Consider the following 19,322-nt stretch of genomic DNA (forward strand, 5'->3'; position numbering starts at 1 on the left):
ATAAAGCACAAGGCTTGCAGGGCAGGGAATTGCCATGAAAATGGCATGCCTGAAACATTTGTATGAAATTTCGTCTGCGACTGTAGGTCGCTTGTTAGAGCAGTGGCTGCCCTCAGCTGGCAATAAGCCAGCCGAGGTGGCAAATCCTGGCGCTCGGGCCGAAGTGCTTATGGCTCTTCGGCTTTGAGTTCCTGTTCAATCTTTTGGATTTCCTGGGCAAAGGCCTGGTCAAGCAGGCTGGCGCGTTTACGCCAAGGTTTGCGTTCAGGTTCTGGCTGGGCGGCGTAGGTGGTGACTTCCCCGCCGTAAACGTCCTTGTAACGTTGTTCCTGGCGCTCAAGTTCCGCGCGCAGTTCATCTTTTGTCACTTTATTGAATACCTGATTGAAGTGAGTTGAGTTTAATTGCCGTACAGGGGTGTATTGGACAGTCGTGCTCAGGCAATTCCAAGTTGAACCCTTCAAGTTTGAAAGTCGTGCCTGGAGTCCATTCAATAAACCGGTACTTGTGACCGACGTCACACACTGAGTGTGCCGCCTGGCGAGCTCTGGTCCCGATTATCAAACCGGGCTGACCTCTGCACAGCTTGCAGTATAGCGGCGCATTTGAATAACACTATCACCATAAAGTTAAAAATCGACAACTTTGTGTGAGCGTTCTGTTACTTGAGCGCGTGCGTAATTGCTGAAAATCTGGCGTCAAGAAATATCTCCTCTTCATGCTGTTGCGAGGCGCCACCCAGCTTTATGATCCGGGCGGGGTGAATTGCGATAATCGGATATGTGTTCGATAATCGCCCATCGTTACGGGGCGGACATTGTGTCTGGCGACCCGCGCGGCTTGTAATAGAGGCCAAACCTTTTGTGGTTGAAAACAAGAAAAAGGATCCCTGAGATGAACGATCAACTGCGCAACTCTTTCGCATCAGTGGCGCCACCGATCGTGGCTTCACCGGCCAAGCGGATTCAGGCGTTTACCGGCGATCCGGATTTCATGACCTCCCTGGCCCGTGGCCTGGCCGTGGTGCAGGCGTTCCAGGAGCGCAAGCGGCACCTGACCATTGCGCAAATCAGCCACCGCACCGAAATCCCCCGCGCCGCCGTGCGCCGTTGCCTCTACACGCTGATCAAGCTCGGCTACGCCACCACCGATGGGCGCACCTATTCGCTGCTGCCCAAAGTGCTGACCCTCGGCCATGCGTACTTATCGTCCACGCCGCTGGCAGTGTCGGCGCAGCCTTATCTGGACCGCATGAGCGAGCAACTCCACGAAGCCTGCAACATGGCCACCCTCGAGGGTGATGACATCCTCTACATCGCCCGCTCCGCCACGACCCAGCGGCTGATCTCGGTCGACCTGTCGGTAGGCGGGCGCCTGCCGGCGTATTGCACCTCGATGGGCCGCATCCTCCTTGCCGCACTGGACGACGCCTCTTTACAGGACTACCTCGACCACGCCGACCTGCAAACCAAGACCAGCCGCACCCTGACCACGCCGACGGCCTTGCTCGACTGCCTGCAACAAGTACGTCAGCAAGGCTGGTGCATCGTCGATCAGGAACTGGAGCAGGGCCTGCGTTCCATCGCCGTGCCGGTGTATGACGCGTCTGGCCAGGTGTTGGCCGCGCTCAACGTCAGCACCCACGCCGGACGCGTCAGCCGCAACGAGCTGGAGCAGCGTTTCCTGCCGAGTATGCTCAGCGCCAGTCGCGAACTGAGCGCGCAGCTGTTTACCTAAGGTGTTCGGTGACCGCACAGATCCCGGCTCGGTCAATTGACGATGTTTCCCCTGGCTTATTAATGTGCGGCAGCGCTCTAGGGCGCGCCCCAATAATAATGACGACCAAAGGTTGTCAGCCCGCCCATCGGTGTGGAAATAACAATAATGAATCAGCCTTCTGTCGGTACTACCCTGGACGTCCAGTCCTTCATCAACGCCCAGCCGCTGTCACGCTACCAGTGGCGTGTGGTGATCCTGTGTTTCCTGATTGTCTTCCTCGATGGCCTCGACACGGCGGCCATGGGCTTTATCGCGCCGGCCTTGTCCCAGGACTGGGGCATCGACCGCGCCAGCCTCGGCCCGGTGATGAGCGCCGCGTTGATCGGCATGGTCTTCGGCGCCCTCGGCTCGGGCCCGCTGGCCGACCGCTTCGGGCGCAAAGTGGTGTTGGTCGGCGCGGTGCTGGTGTTTGGTGCGTTCAGCCTGGCGTCGGCCTACAGCAGTAACGTCGACCAGTTGCTGGTGCTGCGCTTTCTCACCGGGCTCGGCCTGGGGGCGGGCATGCCGAATGCCACCACGCTGCTCTCCGAATACACCCCCGAGCGCCACAAGTCGCTGCTGGTGACCAGCATGTTCTGCGGTTTCAACCTGGGCATGGCCGGTGGCGGGTTTATCTCGGCCAAGCTGATCCCGGCGTTCGGCTGGCATGCCCTGTTGATGATCGGCGGCATTCTGCCCTTGATCCTGGTGGTGGTGCTGATGCTCTGGCTGCCGGAGTCGGCGCGTTACCTGGTGGTGCGCAATCGCGGCACCGACAAGGTGCGCAAGACCCTGGCGCCCATCGAACCGAATATCGTCGCCCAAGCCACTGCGTTCAGCGTGCCCGAGCAAAAAACCGTCAAGGCGCGCAACGTCTTCGCGGTGATCTTCTCCGGCACCTACAGCGCCGGCACCTTGCTGTTGTGGCTGACCTACTTCATGGGCCTGGTGATCGTGTACCTGCTGACCAGTTGGTTGCCGACCCTGATGCGCGACAGCGGCGCCAGCATGGAACAGGCCGCGTTTATCGGAGCACTGTTCCAGTTTGGTGGCGTGCTCAGTGCGGTCGGTGTGGGGTGGGCGATGGACCGGTTCAATCCGCACAAGGTCATCGGCACTTTCTACCTGTTGGCCGGGGTGTTTGCCTACGCGGTCGGCCAGAGCCTGGGCAACATCACGCTGCTGGCAACCTTGGTGTTGATCGCCGGGATGTGCGTCAACGGTGCGCAATCGGCGATGCCATCGCTGGCCGCACGTTTCTACCCGACCCAGGGCCGTGCCACGGGCGTGTCGTGGATGCTCGGCATCGGTCGCTTCGGCGCGATCCTCGGCGCGTGGATGGGCGCGACGTTGCTGGGGCTGGACTGGAATTTCGAGCAAGTGCTGACGGCACTGGTGATTCCGGCTGCGCTGGCCACGGCTGCGGTGGTGATCAAAGGCATGGTCAGTCATGCGGATGCGACCTAGCGCTTGGCGCTGATGCTATGCCGATCGGGTTTATGTGGGAGCGGGCTCGCTCGCGAATGCGGTGGGTCAGTGAATACATGAGTTGACTGATACACCGCATTCGCGAGCAAGCCCGCTCCCACAGGGGGCCGTGCCCACTTTAGGCCTGCATGGAGAAAAGATTAGCTAGACAACAATCGGTTCGATAATCGAACACTGAGTCGATTATCGGATTGTTTGGCGCATTCCCCCGACTTAACCTTCAAAGCACTTCGGCGCCACCTCCGCGCCTTTTTTGATCCACACCGGGAGCCCAACCCATGGCTGAAATGCTCACCCTGACCGACGCGGTAAAGCGCTTCGTGAACGACGGCGATACCGTTGCACTCGAAGGTTTTACCCACCTGATCCCTACGGCAGCGGGTCATGAAATCATTCGTCAGGGCAAGAAAGACCTGACGCTGGTGCGTATGACCCCTGACTTGGTCTACGACCAATTGATCGGTGCCGGTTGCGCCCGCAAGCTGATTTTCTCCTGGGGCGGCAACCCGGGCGTGGGTTCCCTGCACCGCCTGCGCGACGCGGTCGAGAAGCAATGGCCGCAACCGCTGGAGATCGAAGAACACAGTCACGCCGACCTGGCCAATGCCTACGTCGCCGGTGCTTCCGGCCTGCCGTTCGCGGTGCTGCGTGCCTACGCCGGTTCCGACCTGCCCAAGGTCAACCCGCTGATCAAGAGCGTGACGTGCCCGTTCACCGGCGAAGTGCTGGCGGCCGTGCCGTCGGTGCGCCCGGACGTGACCGTGATCCACGCGCAAAAGGCCGACCGCAAGGGCAACGTGCTGCTCTGGGGCATTCTCGGTGTGCAGAAGGAGGCGGCCCTGGCGGCCCAGCGCTGCATCGTCACCGTGGAAGAAATCGTCGATGACCTGAATGCACCGATGAACAGCTGCGTATTGCCGACCTGGGCCCTGACGGCCGTGTGCCATGTACCCGGTGGCGCGCATCCGTCCTACGCCCACGGCTACAACGAGCGCGACAACCGTTTCTACCAGGCGTGGGACCCCATCGCCCGTGACCGCGAGACCTTTACCGCCTGGATCGATGAATACATCCACGGCACTGCCGACTTCAGTGAATTCCAGGCCAAGCTGACCACACAGCAGGAGGCCCAGTAATGGCTTACTCGACCAATGAAATGATGACCGTCGCTGCCGCGCGCCGTCTCCAGAACGGCTCCGTGTGTTTCGTCGGCATCGGCTTGCCGTCCAAGGCTGCCAACCTGGCGCGCCTGACCTCCTCGCCGGACGTGGTGCTGATCTACGAGTCCGGCCCGATTGGCGCCAAGCCGAGCGTGTTGCCGCTGTCCATCGGTGATGGCGAGCTGGCGGAAACCGCCGACACCGTCGTGCCCACGGGTGAGATCTTTCGCTACTGGCTGCAAGGCGGGCGCATCGACGTCGGCTTTCTCGGCGCAGCGCAGGTTGACCGCTTCGGCAACATCAACACCACCGTGGTCGGTGACTACCACCAGCCCAAAGTGCGCCTGCCGGGTGCCGGTGGCGCACCGGAAATTGCCGGCTCGGCCAAGAGCGTGCTGATCATCCTCAAACAATCGGCGCGTTCGTTTGTCGACAAGCTGGACTTCATCACCTCGGTCGGCCACGGCGAGGGCGGCGATTCGCGCAAGCGTCTGGGCCTGCCGGGCGCCGGTCCTGTCGGGATTATTACCGACCTGTGCATCATGGAACCGGAAGCGGGCACCCATGAGTTTGTGGTCACCGCGCTGCACCCCGGCGTGACCCGCGAGCAAGTAGTGGCTGCCACTGGTTGGGCAATTCGGTTTGCCGACCAGGTCAGCACCACCGCCGCACCGACCGACCTGGAACTGAGCGCCCTGCGTGACCTCGAAGCGCGCACGGCGGCCGCCCACGGCCAAGCGCCTGGAGAAGCCTGATGCGTGACGTATTTATCTGTGACGCGATCCGCACGCCCATCGGCCGGTTCGGCGGTGGCCTGGCCACGGTACGCGCCGATGACCTGGCGGCGTTGCCGATCAAGGCGCTGATCGAGCGCAACCCGTCGGTGGATTGGAATGCCGTCGACGAAGTATTTCTCGGCTGCGCCAACCAGGCCGGTGAAGACAACCGCAACGTCGCGCGCATGGCGCTGTTGCTCGCGGGCCTGCCGGAGAGTATTCCCGGCGTGACCCTCAACCGATTGTGCGCCTCGGGCATGGACGCCATCGGCACCGCGTTCCGTGCGATCGCCAGTGGCGAAATGGAGCTGGCGATTGCCGGCGGCGTCGAGTCGATGTCCCGGGCGCCGTTCGTGATGGGCAAGGCCGACGCGGCGTTCTCACGCACGATGAAACTGGAAGACACCACCATCGGCTGGCGTTTTATCAACCCGCTGATGAAGGCCAAGTATGGCGTGGATGCGATGCCGCAGACTGCCGACAACGTTGCCGATGACTACCAGGTTTCCCGCGCCGACCAGGACGCCTTCGCCCTGCGCAGCCAGCAACGCACCGCCGCCGCACAAGCCGCCGGGTTCTTCGCCGAAGAAATCGTGCCGGTACGGGTCGCCCATAAAAAAGGCGAGACGCTGGTAGAACACGATGAGCATCCACGGGACACCACCCTGGAAGCCCTGGCCAAACTCAAACCCGTGAACGGCCCGGACAAAACCGTCACCGCCGGCAATGCTTCCGGTGTGAATGACGGTGCCGCCGCCTTGGTCCTGGCCAGCGCCGAGGCCGTGCAAAAACACGGCCTGACTGCCCGCGCCCGCGTCCTGGGCATGGCCAGCGCCGGTGTCGCGCCGCGTGTAATGGGGATCGGCCCGGTGCCAGCGGTACGCAAGTTGGTGGCGCGCCTCGGTTTGGCGGTCACCGACTTTGATGTCATCGAACTCAACGAAGCTTTCGCCAGCCAAGGCTTGGCGGTACTGCGTGAACTGGGCATTGCCGACGATGCGCCGCAGGTCAACCCGAATGGCGGCGCCATCGCCCTCGGCCATCCCCTGGGCATGAGCGGCGCGCGCCTGGTACTGACGGCTTTGCATCAATTGGAAAAAACCGGCGGCCGCAAAGGCCTGGCGACCATGTGCGTGGGCGTCGGCCAAGGCTTGGCCCTGGCGATTGAACGCATCTAATAAAAGAGGACTGCACCATGAGTGACAAGCCTGGATACCGGCGCCCGCAAGCGGGCACTCAACCTGATTACCTGCACCCGGCCTACCAGTCGACGAACGTCCGTTCGCCGTCCCAGCCGTTGGTGTTTCTGCCCCATTCCTTGTCGGAAATCACCGGCCCGACCATCGGCGCCGAGCGGATCAACGAGAAGGACAACGACCTGACCGCCCAGCATGACGGCGAGCCCCAGGGCGAACGCATCATCATTCACGGCCGCGTGCTCGACGAAAACGGCCTGCCTGTGCCGGGCATTCTGGTGGAAATCTGGCAGGCCAACGCCGCCGGGCGCTACAACCATAAGCGCGACCTGCATGACGCGCCGCTGGACCCGAATTTCACCGGCACCGGCCGTACCGTCACCGATGCCGATGGCTGGTATCAGTTCCAGACCATCAAGCCCGGCGCCTACCCGTGGGGCAACCACCACAACGCGTGGCGCCCGGCGCATATCCACTTTTCGCTGTTCGGTCCCAGCGTGCTGACGCGCCTGGTCACGCAGATGTACTTCCCCGGCGACCCGCTGCTGGAATACGACCCGATCTACAACTGCGTGCCGGACACCCGCGCCAAGGAACGCTTGATCGCCCGTTTCGACCTGGAAAAAACCATTCCTTCCTATGCCCTCGGCTACCGCTGGGACATCGTCCTGCGCGGCCGCGACGCCACGCCGATGGAGAAATGAGATGACACTCAACGCGACCACGTCCCACACCGTCGGGCCGTATTACCACATCGGCCTGACCTGGCTGAACCGCGAAGACCTGACCACCGCCGCCACCCTCGGCGAACGCGTGGCAATCAGCGGGCAAGTGCTGGACGGCAACGGTGAAGTCGTCAACGACGCTATGTTGGAAGTCTGGCAGGCCAACGCCGCCGGCAAGTACGACCACCCGGAAGACGAGCAGGACAAGGCCGTCGACCCGAACTTCGAAGGCTTCGGCCGCGTACCCGTGGATGGGGAAGGGCGGTTTCGCTTTACCACCATCAAACCGGGCGCAGTGCCGGGGCTCAAGGGCACGACCCAGGCGCCGCACCTGGTGGTGCTGGTGTTTGCGCGGGGCCTGGTGAAGCACTTGCTTACGCGGATCTACTTTGAGGGCGAGCCAATGAATGGGGATGACCCGTTGTTGGCGTGTGTACCTGCTGAGCGGCGTGAGACTTTGATTGCCAAGCAGGATGCGGAGGGTGTGCATCAGTGGAATGTGATTTTGCAGGGGACCGACAAGGAGACGGTGTTCTTCGATTATTGAAGTGGTCTTGAGGGCCTCATCGCAGGCAAGCCAGCTCCCACATCTTGATGTGTGAACACCGTCAAAGGTGGGAGCTGGCTTGCCTGCGATAGGGCCAGTTCGGCCACCCCACCTCTAAAGGTCTTGTTGTGGAACGAGCTTGTTGCAAAGTATGTCTAGGCTATAACCGTTCCCACTGAGTGAAAAATCATGACAACAACCACCAGTCACTACACCGGAGAAGAACGCAGCAAACGGATTTTTGCGATTGTCGGTGCCTCCTCCGGCAACCTCGTCGAATGGTTCGACTTCTACGTCTACGCCTTCTGCGCCATCTACTTTGCCCCGGCCTTCTTCCCTTCGGACAACCCCACGGTGCAACTGGTCAACACCGCTGGCGTGTTTGCTGCCGGCTTCCTGATGCGCCCCATCGGCGGCTGGCTGTTCGGTCGCGTGGCCGACAAACACGGGCGCAAGAACTCGATGATGATCTCGGTGCTGATGATGTGCGCCGGCTCCCTGGTCATCGCGTTTTTGCCCACCTACAACGACATCGGCGTGTGGGCGCCGATCCTGCTGCTGATCGCGCGGCTGTTCCAGGGTTTGTCCGTGGGCGGCGAGTACGGCACCACCGCGACCTACATGAGTGAAGTCGCGCTCAAGGGCCAGCGCGGGTTCTTTGCCTCCTTCCAATACGTGACCCTGATCGGCGGCCAACTGCTGGCGGTGCTGGTGGTGGTGATCCTGCAACAGATCCTCACTGAGGAAGAGTTGCGTGCCTGGGGCTGGCGGATTCCGTTTGTGATCGGTGCCGTCGCGGCGGTGATTTCCCTGTTGCTGCGCCGCACCTTGAAAGAAACCACCAGCAAGGAAATGCGCGAAGACAAGGACGCCGGCAGCATTGCCGCCTTGTTTCGCGACCATAAGGCGGCGTTTATCACGGTGCTGGGCTACACCGCTGGCGGCTCGCTGATTTTCTATACCTTCACCACCTACATGCAGAAGTACCTGGTGAACACGGTCGGCATGCACGCCAAGACGTCGAGCTACATCATGACCGGCGCGCTGTTCCTGTATATGTGCATGCAGCCGGTGTTTGGCATGCTGGCAGACAGGATCGGCCGCCGTAACTCGATGCTCTGGTTTGCCGGCCTTGGCACCTTGTTCACCGTGCCGATCCTGCTCACCCTGAAAACCGTCAGCAGCCCGTTCCTGGCCTTTGTGCTGATCACCCTGGCGCTGGCGATCGTCAGCTTCTACACCTCCATCAGCGGTCTGGTCAAAGCGGAAATGTTCCCGCCCCAGGTGCGTGCGTTGGGCGTAGGCCTGGCGTATGCGGTGGCCAATGCGATCTTTGGCGGCTCGGCGGAATTCGTCGCGCTGAGCCTCAAATCCATCGGTATGGAAAACAGCTTTTATTGGTACGTTACAGCGATGATGGCAATCGCTTTCCTGTTCAGCTTGCGCTTGCCGAAACAGGCGGCGTATCTGCACCACGATCTGTAAGGGACGGGTTATGACATTGCGCACGAGCAATCAACTGTTCGACGCTTACTTCACGGCGAGCAGCATGGCCGAGGTGTTCTGCGACAGAGGACGCTTGCAGGGCATGCTGGATTTCGAGGCTGCGTTGGCCCGGGCCGAGGCGAAGGTCGGGTTGATCCCGCAGGCCGCCGTTGCGCCGATTGCCCAGGCGTGCCTGGCCTCGCTGTACGACGTCGATGCCCTCGGCGTGGCGATTGCCACGGCGGGCAACTCGGCGATTCCGCTGGTGAAGGCCCTGGGTAAGTTGATCGCCAGTGAAGACGCCGGTGCCGAGCGTTATGTACACCTGGGCGCCACCAGCCAGGATGTGATGGACAGCGGCCTGGTGCTGCAACTGCGCCAGGCGCTGACGCTGATCGAAACGGACCTGGCGCGCCTGGGCGATATTCTGGCCGCCCAGGCCCAGCGCTATGCCGACGTGCCACTGGCCGGGCGCACCTGGTTGCAGCATGCGACGCCGGTCACGCTGGGGATGAAAATCGCCGGTTGGCTGGGGGCGGTGACCCGTAGCCGGCAACGCCTGGCCGAATTGAAACCGCGTTTGCTGGTGCTGCAATTTGGTGGCGCCTCCGGCACGTTGGCGGCGCTTGGCGAGCAGGCACTGCCGGTGGCACAAGCCCTGGCCGATGAGTTGCAACTGAGCCTGCCCGAACAACCCTGGCACACCCAGCGCGATCGCCTGGTGGAGTTTGCCAGCGTGCTGGGCCTGATCGCCGGCAGCCTGGGCAAACTGGGGCGCGACATCAGCCTGTTGATGCAGACCGAAGCGGCCGAGGTGTTCGAGCCCTCCGCGCCGGGCAAAGGTGGCTCGTCCACCATGCCGCACAAACGCAACCCGGTGGGCGCTGCCGTGCTGATCAGCGCCGCCACCCGTGTGCCCGGGCTGGTGGCGACGATGTTCAGCGCCATGCCTCAGGAACACGAGCGCAGCCTGGGCCTGTGGCATGCCGAATGGGAAACCCTGCCGGAGATCTGCCGGCTGGTGTCCGGCGCGCTGCAACAGGCGTTGCTGGTGAGTGAAGGTTTGGAGGTCGATTCTGAGCGCATGACGCAAAACCTCGATCTGACCCAAGGCCTGGTGTTGGCCGAAGCCGTGAGCATCGTGCTCGCCCAGCGCCTGGGCCGTGAGACCGCACACCATCTGCTGGAGCACTGCTGCAAACGCGCGGTCGCCGAAGGGCGGCACTTGCGTGCGGTGCTGGCGGACGAACCCCAGGTCACCGCTGAACTGTCAGCGGCCGAACTCGACCGCCTGCTCGACCCTGCCCATTACCTGGGGCTGGCCCACACGTGGGTCAGCCGCGCCGTAACCGAACATTTCTCTTGAGGAGACCACCGTGGCCTTTGTACAACTCGCCGATGGCGAACTGCATTACCAACTGGACGGCCCCGTGGGCGCGCCGGTCTTGGTGTTGTCCAACTCCCTGGGGACTGACCTGCACATGTGGGACATCCAGATCCCGGCGTTCACCGAGCATTTTCGTGTGCTGCGCTTTGATACCCGTGGCCATGGCAAATCCCTGGTCACGCCAGGGCCCTATAGCATCGAGCAACTGGGCCGCGACGTGATCGCGCTGTTGGATGCGCTGGATATCCAACGCGCGCATTTCTGTGGCTTGTCCATGGGCGGCTTGATTGGCCAGTGGCTGGGCATCCATGCGGGGGAGCGCCTGCATCGCCTGGTGCTGTGCAACACCGCTGCCAAGATCGGCACGCCGCAGATCTGGAACCCGCGTATCGAGATGGTCCTGCGCGACGGCACGGCGGCAATGGTCGCCCTGCGTGATGCGTCGATTGCGCGCTGGTTCACTGCCGACTTTGCGGCGGCCAACCCGCACCAGGCCAAGCAGATCACCGACATGCTGGCCGCCACATCCCCCGAAGGTTATGCCGCCAACTGCGCCGCCGTGCGCGATGCGGATTTTCGCGAGCAACTGGCGTTGATCAAGGCCCCGACCCTGGTGATTGCCGGTACCGACGACGCTGTTACGCCACCAGAGGGCAGCCACTTTATCCAGAACCATGTGCAGGGTGCCGAATACGCCGAGTTCTATGCGGCGCACCTGTCCAATGTCCAGGCCGGCGCAGCGTTCAGCGACCGGGTTGTCGAATTTTTGCTGGCCCACTGAGGAGTCTTTTGTGGACGAGAAACAACGTTACGCCGACGGCCTGCAAGTGCGCCGCGAAGTGCTGGGCGACGCCCATGTCGATCGCAGCCTCAATGCCTTGACCGAGTTCAACAGCGAGTTCCAGGACATGATCACCCGCCACGCCTGGGGTGACATCTGGACCCGTCCGGGCCTGCCTCGGCACACCCGCAGCCTGATCACCATTGCGATGCTGATCGGCATGAACCGCAATGACGAGTTGAAGCTGCACCTGCGCGCCGCCGCCAGCAATGGCGTGAGCCGTGCCGAGATCAAGGAAGTGCTGATGCAGAGCGCGATCTACTGCGGGATACCGGCGGCGAATGCGACGTTCCACCTGGCGGAGTCGGTGTGGGATGAGCTTGGGGTCGAGTCGCGGGGTTGATCTTCAGGCCCGCTGCGCCGTGCCAGCTTCCGTCTGCTTTTCCTCAGGGCCGTGTCACTCTCTGTATCGGGTGCGCAATGCCTCGCCCATTTCTTTACGCAGGGCGTTTTCATTAAAGGGGTCGGGGTTGGTATCGGTGGGCGGGGTTGCTGGATCATTGTCAAAGTCAAACGGGGCGGCATTGGTGGGTAAGCCAACGGCTTGGCGTTCAACATTTGACTCGCGTTGGGTCTTGCCTGGTAGCACTGTGCCATTTCTGCCGTTATAGGCATGCGACATCTCGTGGTACAAGTAGCTGGCGGGATGATTTTTATGCGTGCCGTTATCAACATACGAGCGATTGTATTGCAGCTCTCCATGGGTAAGCGGGTTGCCGCGAATACCGTCTTTTATGACCGCCAGATTTGGGTCTTCTGCTGAATGGGGTATTTTTCCATCGTTGACTTGCTGATCAAAGTTGGAATTGCGGCCCATGTAGAAGCTGTTATCTTCGGATTGTGTTTCCGTTATCTTCAATGGCGCTCCGACGCGTGATGTGGATGCATCGAACTCTTTAAGCATTTGCTGTCCGGAAGGAGAACTTCTCAACATTTCCAAATCATCCTCGACCCGCTGTTTGAACGCGTCGGATCCTTCAACGGTAATGCCCGTTTTACCGACGTGTTCATAAGTGACAGGTATAAAGCGAGTGTCGTTTTGTTTGCGTATCTGGTCGGTGGGTTTTGCATAAATCAAGTCCTCCTTGTTATTGGAGATCACGCAGTCATTGCCATTGCCCGAATAGAATGTGCTGCGGCCTTTGCCTAGCAATGTATCGTTACCCAAACCACCGTTCATCACCGAGTGCGCGCTGCCTCCGACGAGCAGATCGTTTCCTGCACCACCGTCGATGTAAGTCGGGTTTGCATCAGGCCCTGTGTACCCGAAGAGGTGATCATTTCCGTTGTTGCCGTACAAGACGCTTTTGCCGCGCCCACCGTAGATGTTGTCATTGCCGTCGTTGCCTTCGGCATAACCTGTGCCTCGGCCCAGGCGAATGGTGTCATTTCCTGCGCCACCGAAGATGCGACTGCGGCCGCCGCCCGCATTTATAACGTCATCCCCATCTCCACCTTCGACAATCACCTCGGACTCAACCTCATCATCGATGGTGACGGTGTCATTGCCGCCCTGCGTTTGAATGACTAGTTTTTGGCCGGAACCGAGTTCTTCACTGGGTTGGATGGTATAAGTCTGCTCGTTTATTTTTGCCGTGAGGGCGCCATTCTTTCCTTTGCCAATATGCACAGTGTCTGCTTGGTCACCCGTTTTTATAACTAGGGCGTCATTCGTCAGTGAGGGTGATAATGCTTTATTGGTAGAGTAACGAACGGTGCGCTCTCTGGTGATTTCTACATCGTTGTCGCGGTGTAAGGGGTTGTATTCGATGCGCGTCGTGCTGAAGGGGCGCTGGTCGGTTGTGAGTGTAGATTTACCTGCATAGTGAGCAGGAATAAGCGGTTTGTTTTGTTCGGCATAAAGTTTGTTTTTTTCTTTTATGTAATCCGGATCAACGTAGGTTTTCTTGTTTCCATCGACCACTATGGTCGTGGCAGGTTTGTTTTCAGGTGTTTGTTCAGACAGTTGTGTGGGGGCCTGATGTTTGATGAGGGATGGATAAGAAATAGTCGTCGGACGTATGACCATTGGCGGTGGTTTCCTTCGCTTATCAGGGACTCATTCAGTTGCTGAGTGGCTTGCTGTAAGTGAAAGGTTCCAGTGCCTGTGTAGTCCGTTTCTCTCGCTCAGTGTGAGTCTGCGTCCCACACCCAATTCCACACGCCCGGCAGGTGCACCGGTTCGCTCACATCCTTCACCGTGCGGGCCAGCGCGGCGCGTTCGAGCTGGGCCGTATCGGTGTAGAAGGGCTCAGCGGCAGTCCTCACGCCGTTGATCCGTGCGCTGTCCAGCAAGATCTGCAAGTACTCCTGCATATGCCGCGCGGTATAGCGGTTGATGTCATGAAACGTCACCACCACTGGAATCACCCCGTCCACCGTCGGCAATTCACCCAGGGCGATGCGCTCGCGCACCACCGACAGTTGGCGATACAAATTCGCGCGGCGCCGCGGGCTGCCGTTGAAACCCCAGATCTTGCCGTCGTTGGCACTCAAGTCGGTCAGCAGCACGTGCATGCCATGACGCTGATAGGCGGCGAAGGTGCGGCGGTCGTAGTTCCAGAACGGTGGACGTACCAGCAGGGGCGGGCGGCCTGTGATCGAAGCGATGTCGGCCGCGCCTTGGGTCAGGGTGCTTTCCAGTTCGGTATCGTTCAGCCAGCGATGGTTGGTATGAAACATCGTGGCCGTGTGGAAGGCCAGGACATGCCCGCCGGCGTACTCGCGCTCCATGGTCTTGCGCCCGCGGGAGCTGCCGCCGGAGCGTGAGGATTCGGTCTGCAGGAAGAACACCGCCTTGATCCCCGGCAACACCGGGTTGTGCGCCAGGTCGTTGATCACCGTACGGCTCGGGTTGTTGTAGCCCGAGGCGCTGGGGCCGTCATCGAAGGTCAGCAGGAAGCGGATCGGCGCCATGCTCTGCAGGCGTTGCTCGGTCTGCGGCGTGAGGGCAATGGGTGCGCCGATGCAGCCGCTGAGGCTCAGGGCCAGGGCTAGCAGGGCGCACGCTAAAGCAAAGGATTTCATGGTGTGCACGGGCTCGAATAAAAAGCCGCTGCTGATTCAGCTCAGCAGCGGCAGGCGCGCACCATACAGCAAGGTCGATGACGGTTTACAGCAGACTGATCGGGTAACTGACGATCAACCGGTTTTCATCGAACTCGTTGTTGCTGTAGTCGCGGCGCATGCTGGAGTTGCGCAGGCGCACATTGAGGTTTTTGGCCACACCGCTTTGCACGGTATAGCCCACTTCGGTTTCGCGGCCCCACTCCTTGCCGTCAGTGATGGTGCCGGTGTGCACGTTGCTGCCACTGATGTAGCGGTTCATCAGGGTCAGGCCCGGCACGCCGAGGGCGGCGAAGTTGTAGTCGTGGCGCACTTGCCAGGATTTTTCCTGGGCGTTGTCGTAGCTGGAGTTGTAGCTGTCGTTGGCCAGGGTGCCGCCGCTGGTGCCGTTGACGCGCATCCAGGCGTTGTTGCCGGTGAGTTTCTGCAGGCCGACGTAGAAGGTGTTGCCGCCGTATTTGGCCGAGAACAGGCCGGACCAGGTCTTGTTGTCGAGGCTGCCGGCGCGGGCGCTGCCGTCGTCCTTGCCGTAGAAGAAGCCAAGGTTGGCGCCCAGGGTCCAGTCGCCCAGGGGTTGGCTGTGAATCAGGTTGACGTATTGCTGGCGGTAGATGTCCTTGAGCTGGGCGTTCCAGAGGCCGACCTGGGTGCGCTTGTCGTTGAACGCATATTCACCGCCCTGGAAGTTGAAACGGTCGGACGTGAAGGCGGTTTTACCGACCATCGACATGTCGTTCATGCTGCTGTCGTCACGCGGGCTGTTGGCGCGGAACTGGCCGCCATACAGGGTCAGGCCGTCGATTTCCTTGGAGGTGATCTGCCCGCCGCGCAAGGTTTGCGGCAGGGAGCGGCCATCGTCTGCGCGCAGGATCGGCAGTACCGGCATCCATTCGCCGACCTTCAGCTCGGTCTTCGAGATCCGCGCCTTGAACGCCACGCCCAGACGCCCGAACTCGTCCGCCGGGCGGCCATCGTGGTCCAGTGGCAACAACTGGGTGCCGCCGGTGCCGCGCCCACCATCGAGCTTCAACGAATACATGCCCAGCACATCCACCCCGAAACCCACCGTGCCCTGGGTGAAGCCGGACTTGGCGTCGAGGATGAAACTCTGCGTCCACTCCTGCGCGCCGCCCTGGGTCTTGGTCGGGTTGGTGTAATTGCGGTTGAAGAAGAAATTGCGCAGGTTGAGGTTGGCGCTGGCGTCTTCCAGGAAGCCGTGCTCTTCGGCGACGACGGGCAAGGCAAGGCTGGTGACGGCGGCAGCCAGCAACAGCTGGCGAGGGTGGAACGTGCTCATGGCGTTGAACCTATTGTTATTGGAGGTGTGCAGGTGCGGGCCATGGTGCGGGGCGGTGTGCAGGCGGTTCAATCGGGGGGAGGCGGGTTGTGGGCGGTGATCGCACGCAAGTTGCCGGGCAGTGGCGCCCGGCGTTTATGCGCCTAGAGCACGTGCATCAGGCTGGTCCAGGGGATCTCGGGCAAATAGCGCTGGCACAGCAGCGTAGCGGGCACCATCACCGCCAGGAATGCCACCTGCAACGGACTCCAGTGGGCCCAGTGCAGGCCGCTGATCCATGGGTAAAGCTGCTCGAAGTTCTCGCTGGGTTGGCCGATGCGCCTGCGGTGAAGCAGGTGGATCAGGATCATTCCCAGGTAGCCCAGCATGCCCATCACCCCCAGCAGCAGGCCAAACATCCACAACATGCCCAATTGCGGGATGCCGTGGCGCAATACCAGCCACTGCTGATGCGGGTTGAACCGTTCGGGCAGCAGGCGCTCTGTCAGCCACAGGTCGGGGATGATCAAGCGAGAGGTCAGGGCGGCCCATAGCTGTGTGGAACGGATAGCGATGAACGCTGGAATGAGCGTCAGCAGCACCACCATCACCGCTTCGGTGATCATCTCCGATTTGGTCTCGGGCGCGACGGCCAGTGCCGCGGCCAGGGCCAAACCGCCCCACACCCTTATCCAGCTGCGATGGGACACCGGGCGTGGCAGGAATTTACGCCAGAAAAACACGTCGGCCTGGGGCAGGCGTTCCAACAACTGCGGGTAACGCCAGTTGAGGGTTTGGGCCAGCTGTTGGCAGGCGTGCCAGTCGTTGTCGCTGAACTGCGCCGTCATCCAGTTTTGCTGGGTCTTGGACATCGGCGTCAGCAGCAGGCGCGCCGCCATGGCATCGGCGGATTTCCAGGTGCGGTCCTCGGCCTTGGCCTGCAAGTGTTCGAAAAAGCTCTCCTGTTCACAGCGCGTGACCAGTTCGCGCCACATCCAGGCCGGTTCCGGGAACACGCCGGCCTGGTCGTCCCAGCCGAACGCCTGGCACACGCGCTCGAACAGCGGCACGCTCCAGGTGGTGTCATGCAGCAGGTGCAGGACGATGCGTTGCCACTGTTGTTGCAGGTCGAACACCCGCAGCCAGGGTTGGCTGGTCATTTGCGTGAGTTGGGTGATGAACTCGCGTTCGGCCTTCTGCTCCAGCAGCTCCTGCAAGGTGCGCCGGTACTCCTGCAACAACTCGCCGCTCAGCGCGTCGTGCTGCCACGGGGTCATGGCCACCTGTTGCCAGGGTGTCAGCCATTCAAGATGCTGCACCGCCCAACGGGTAATCGCGGCGCGCTCGCCTGGGCTTTCGAAGCAGTGGCGCAACAGGCCGGCCTGGAACGCCTCGGTGCAGCCCTGTTGTTGGGCCTGGGCCCAGCGTTCGTCCAGGTTGTGCAGGGTGAGGCCGTTGATCAGCGCCTGGGCCGGGTCGGGCCGGGGCGTTGCAAGCGGGGCAGGAGGGCGGGCGTTGACGTCCATCAGTTCGGCGAGGTCGTTGAGGTTGCCGTAGGCCGATTCGGCCACGGCGGCCGGTACGGTCTCGGCCTCTTCTTCCCAGTCTGCCCGCCAGCGTGCGTAGGCCAGGGCTTCTTCGTAGGCTTCGCGCAGGCGCTGGAAGCCTTCGGCGTCATCGTCCGGGCGGCAGTTTTTGAGGAGCCGCGCGTAGGTGCGTTTGATGCTGCGTTCGTCGCTCTCTTGCGGCAGTTGCAGTACGGTCCAACAATCCATGTGGTTGTTCCCTTAGCGCCAGAACCCGTTGTCGAGCTGCTCAAGTTGACGGGTCAGTTCGCTGCGGGCCTCGCGGATGCGGCGTTCGTCCTGGGTGTCGAGCACCTGCTGGAACTGCGCGGCCCAATGGCCGAGTTGTTCGCGCAGCTCGCCGAGGTTTTCCTGGTAAAGGCGTTCGAGGCGGGCGCTGAGTACGGTGTTGACCTGCTGGTCGCGCGGGTGGACCTTGAGCAGCGCCAAGGCTTGCAGGCGTTGCTGGATCTCGTCCGGGCTCAACACGCCAGGGTTGTTCTCGATCACCAGCGAGTGCTGCTCGCCGGTCAGCGGGATCTTCACCTGGGCTTCGAGCAGGCCGTTGTTGTCGTAGGTGAAGCGCACGTCCAGGGACACTTCACCGGCTTTGCGCTTGGGCACGGCAATGTCCAGTTGGCCCAGTTCGATGTTGTCTTTGACCAGCCGGCTTTCGCCCTGGTAGATCTTCAGCAGCACCTGGCTCTGGTTGTCGTGCAGGGTCACGACGGTCTTGACCCGGCTCACCGGCACGCTGCTGTTGCGTTCGATCAGCGGCAGGTAGTGGCCGCTTTCGATATGGCCACCGTATTGGTGCGAGGTTTCGATGCCGAGGGTGTAGGGGCAGACGTCGGTCAGCACCACTTCTTCCAGCGCCGCCGAACGTGCTTTGAGTGCCGCCTGGATCGCGGCGCCGTGGGCGACCACCTGGTCCGGGTCGAGGCTGATGGAGGGGAAGCGCCCGAACAAACCGGCGGCGAGTTTACGCACCAGCGGCATGCGCGTGGTGCCGCCCACCAGCAGGATTTCATCGAGGTCGCCGACGCGGATCCGCGCATCGCGCAGGGCCCGTTCGATTGGCGCCCGCAGGCGTTCGAGCAGCGGCGTGTAGAGCTTGGCGAGCTCCTGCTGGGTGATGGTTTTGACCCATTGGCGGCCGTCGACGCGCAGGGCGAACTCGGCGCTGTCGTCCTGGCCCAGGGCTTTGCGCACGCGCTCGGCTTCGCGGCGCAGGGCGTGCAACACGCTGCTGGTGGGCGGGAAGTCGGCGGCGTTGCGCTGGCTGTCGACGAAGTGTTCGAGCAGCAGGGTGTCGAAGTCTTCGCCGCCGAGGAAGTTGTCGCCGGCGCTGGCGCGCACTTCCATGACCCCGTCGAACAGCTCGATGATCGACACATCGAAGGTGCCGCCGCCGAGGTCGAAGACCAGGAACGAGGTTTCCTTGTCGCGCTGGTGCAGGCCGTAGGCGAGGGCCGCGGCAGTCGGTTCGTTGATCAGTTTGTCGACGTTGAGCCCGGCCAGTTCACCGGCGATGCGCGTGGCTTTGCGCTGGCCGTCGCTGAAATACGCGGGCACGCTGATCACGGCGTCGGTGACGGTGTGGCCGTAGGTGCGTTCGATGTCTTCCTTGAGGCTTTTGAGCACCAGTGCCGAGAGTTCTTCGGGACGGAACGAACGGTCGCCCAGGCGCACTTCGGTGGCGCTGCCCATGTAGCGCTTGAACAGCGAGGTCGTCAGGTGCGGGTGGGTGTGCAGGCGTTCCTTGGCGGCCTGGCCTACCAGGATGCGGCCTTGGTCATCCAGGCCGACCACGCTTGGGGTCAGCAACTCGCCAAGGGCGTTGGGCACCATTTCGGCGGCATCACCGCGCCAGACAGCGGCGAGACTGTTGGTGGTCCCCAGGTCGATTCCTACGATCATTACGACAAGCTCCCTCTGTGGTCTGTAAGAATCTGTGACTAATTTTATCCTGAAAGGTTAAGCGAAATGCAAGGCGGCGGGTTTAGGGGGGGCTGATGGGGTTTGACCAAGCGCCGCTAGACCAATGTGGGC

The 19,322-nt window shown here is 61.7% G+C and carries 17 protein-coding genes; 11 read left to right on the forward strand and 6 right to left on the reverse strand.

Annotation, left to right across the window (positions count from 1 at the left end; translation table 11 throughout):
* Window positions 1–167: 167 nt before the first annotated feature.
* Window positions 168–368: a hypothetical protein gene (locus OPU96_RS14165; RefSeq protein ID WP_003172389.1), complete on the reverse strand. Its 201-nt coding sequence runs from the start codon at window positions 366–368 to the stop codon at window positions 168–170.
* A gap of 526 nt (window positions 369–894) precedes the next feature.
* Here OPU96_RS14165 and pcaR point away from each other — a divergent pair.
* From pcaR to pcaC, 11 genes are all read left to right on the forward strand, one after another.
* Window positions 895–1,737, forward strand: coding sequence for a pca regulon transcriptional regulator PcaR (gene pcaR, locus OPU96_RS14170; protein ID WP_192299287.1), 843 nt, complete (start codon window positions 895–897; stop codon window positions 1,735–1,737).
* A 147-nt stretch (window positions 1,738–1,884) separates the two neighbouring features.
* Entirely contained in the window at window positions 1,885–3,225 is a 1,341-nt protein-coding gene (gene pcaK / locus OPU96_RS14175) for a 4-hydroxybenzoate transporter PcaK (protein ID WP_498559261.1), read from the forward strand.
* Between the two features lie 299 nt (window positions 3,226–3,524).
* The gene (locus tag OPU96_RS14180) at window positions 3,525–4,382 is read left to right on the forward strand and encodes a CoA transferase subunit A (RefSeq protein WP_226455225.1); all 858 of its coding nucleotides are present in this window, start codon (window positions 3,525–3,527) and stop codon (window positions 4,380–4,382) included.
* Window positions 4,382–5,161 (forward strand): CoA-transferase subunit beta, encoded by a 780-nt coding sequence (locus tag OPU96_RS14185; RefSeq protein ID WP_192299284.1) that lies wholly within the window; start codon window positions 4,382–4,384, stop codon window positions 5,159–5,161. The genes OPU96_RS14180 and OPU96_RS14185 overlap by 1 nt, the downstream gene beginning before the upstream one ends.
* Window positions 5,158–6,360, forward strand: coding sequence for a 3-oxoadipyl-CoA thiolase (pcaF, locus tag OPU96_RS14190; RefSeq protein WP_498559280.1), 1,203 nt, complete (start codon window positions 5,158–5,160; stop codon window positions 6,358–6,360). The genes OPU96_RS14185 and pcaF overlap by 4 nt, the downstream gene beginning before the upstream one ends.
* Before the next feature lie 17 nt (window positions 6,361–6,377).
* Window positions 6,378–7,082: a protocatechuate 3,4-dioxygenase subunit beta gene (pcaH, locus tag OPU96_RS14195; protein WP_498559262.1), complete on the forward strand. Its 705-nt coding sequence runs from the start codon at window positions 6,378–6,380 to the stop codon at window positions 7,080–7,082.
* Between the two features lies 1 nt (window position 7,083).
* Window positions 7,084–7,650 carry a protocatechuate 3,4-dioxygenase subunit alpha gene (gene pcaG / locus OPU96_RS14200; RefSeq protein WP_192299282.1) on the forward strand — a complete coding sequence of 189 codons (567 nt, stop codon included), beginning with the start codon at window positions 7,084–7,086 and terminating at the stop codon, window positions 7,648–7,650.
* A 189-nt stretch (window positions 7,651–7,839) separates the two neighbouring features.
* Window positions 7,840–9,135 carry an MFS family transporter gene (locus OPU96_RS14205; protein WP_226455226.1) on the forward strand — a complete coding sequence of 432 codons (1,296 nt, stop codon included), beginning with the start codon at window positions 7,840–7,842 and terminating at the stop codon, window positions 9,133–9,135.
* Between the two features lie 10 nt (window positions 9,136–9,145).
* On the forward strand, window positions 9,146–10,501 hold the full coding sequence (locus OPU96_RS14210) for a 3-carboxy-cis,cis-muconate cycloisomerase (protein WP_305392213.1): 1,356 nt from the start codon (window positions 9,146–9,148) through the stop codon (window positions 10,499–10,501).
* Window positions 10,502–10,511: 10 nt separating this feature from the next.
* Window positions 10,512–11,303, forward strand: a complete 792-nt coding sequence (gene pcaD / locus OPU96_RS14215; protein ID WP_498559263.1) for a 3-oxoadipate enol-lactonase — start codon at window positions 10,512–10,514, stop codon at window positions 11,301–11,303.
* 10 nt (window positions 11,304–11,313) lie between these two features.
* A complete protein-coding gene (gene pcaC, locus OPU96_RS14220) occupies window positions 11,314–11,706 on the forward strand; it encodes a 4-carboxymuconolactone decarboxylase (protein ID WP_192299278.1) in 393 nt (130 codons plus the stop codon).
* Window positions 11,707–11,760: 54 nt separating this feature from the next.
* Here pcaC and OPU96_RS14225 read toward each other — a convergent pair whose 3' ends face one another.
* The 5 genes from OPU96_RS14225 to OPU96_RS14245 all read right to left on the reverse strand — a co-directional run bounded on the left by OPU96_RS14225 (window position 11,761) and on the right by OPU96_RS14245 (window position 19,190).
* Window positions 11,761–13,392: a M91 family zinc metallopeptidase gene (locus OPU96_RS14225; protein WP_498559264.1), complete on the reverse strand. Its 1,632-nt coding sequence runs from the start codon at window positions 13,390–13,392 to the stop codon at window positions 11,761–11,763.
* A 98-nt stretch (window positions 13,393–13,490) separates the two neighbouring features.
* Window positions 13,491–14,390: a polysaccharide deacetylase family protein gene (locus OPU96_RS14230; RefSeq protein ID WP_498559265.1), complete on the reverse strand. Its 900-nt coding sequence runs from the start codon at window positions 14,388–14,390 to the stop codon at window positions 13,491–13,493.
* A gap of 85 nt (window positions 14,391–14,475) precedes the next feature.
* On the reverse strand, window positions 14,476–15,726 hold the full coding sequence (locus OPU96_RS14235) for an OprD family porin (protein WP_226455231.1): 1,251 nt from the start codon (window positions 15,724–15,726) through the stop codon (window positions 14,476–14,478).
* A 143-nt stretch (window positions 15,727–15,869) separates the two neighbouring features.
* Window positions 15,870–17,480: a J domain-containing protein gene (locus OPU96_RS14240; protein WP_498559266.1), complete on the reverse strand. Its 1,611-nt coding sequence runs from the start codon at window positions 17,478–17,480 to the stop codon at window positions 15,870–15,872.
* Between the two features lie 12 nt (window positions 17,481–17,492).
* A complete protein-coding gene (locus OPU96_RS14245) occupies window positions 17,493–19,190 on the reverse strand; it encodes a molecular chaperone HscC (protein WP_192299273.1) in 1,698 nt (565 codons plus the stop codon).
* Window positions 19,191–19,322 lie beyond the last annotated feature (132 nt).

This window comes from Pseudomonas sp. RP-B7 (genome assembly GCF_059803535.1).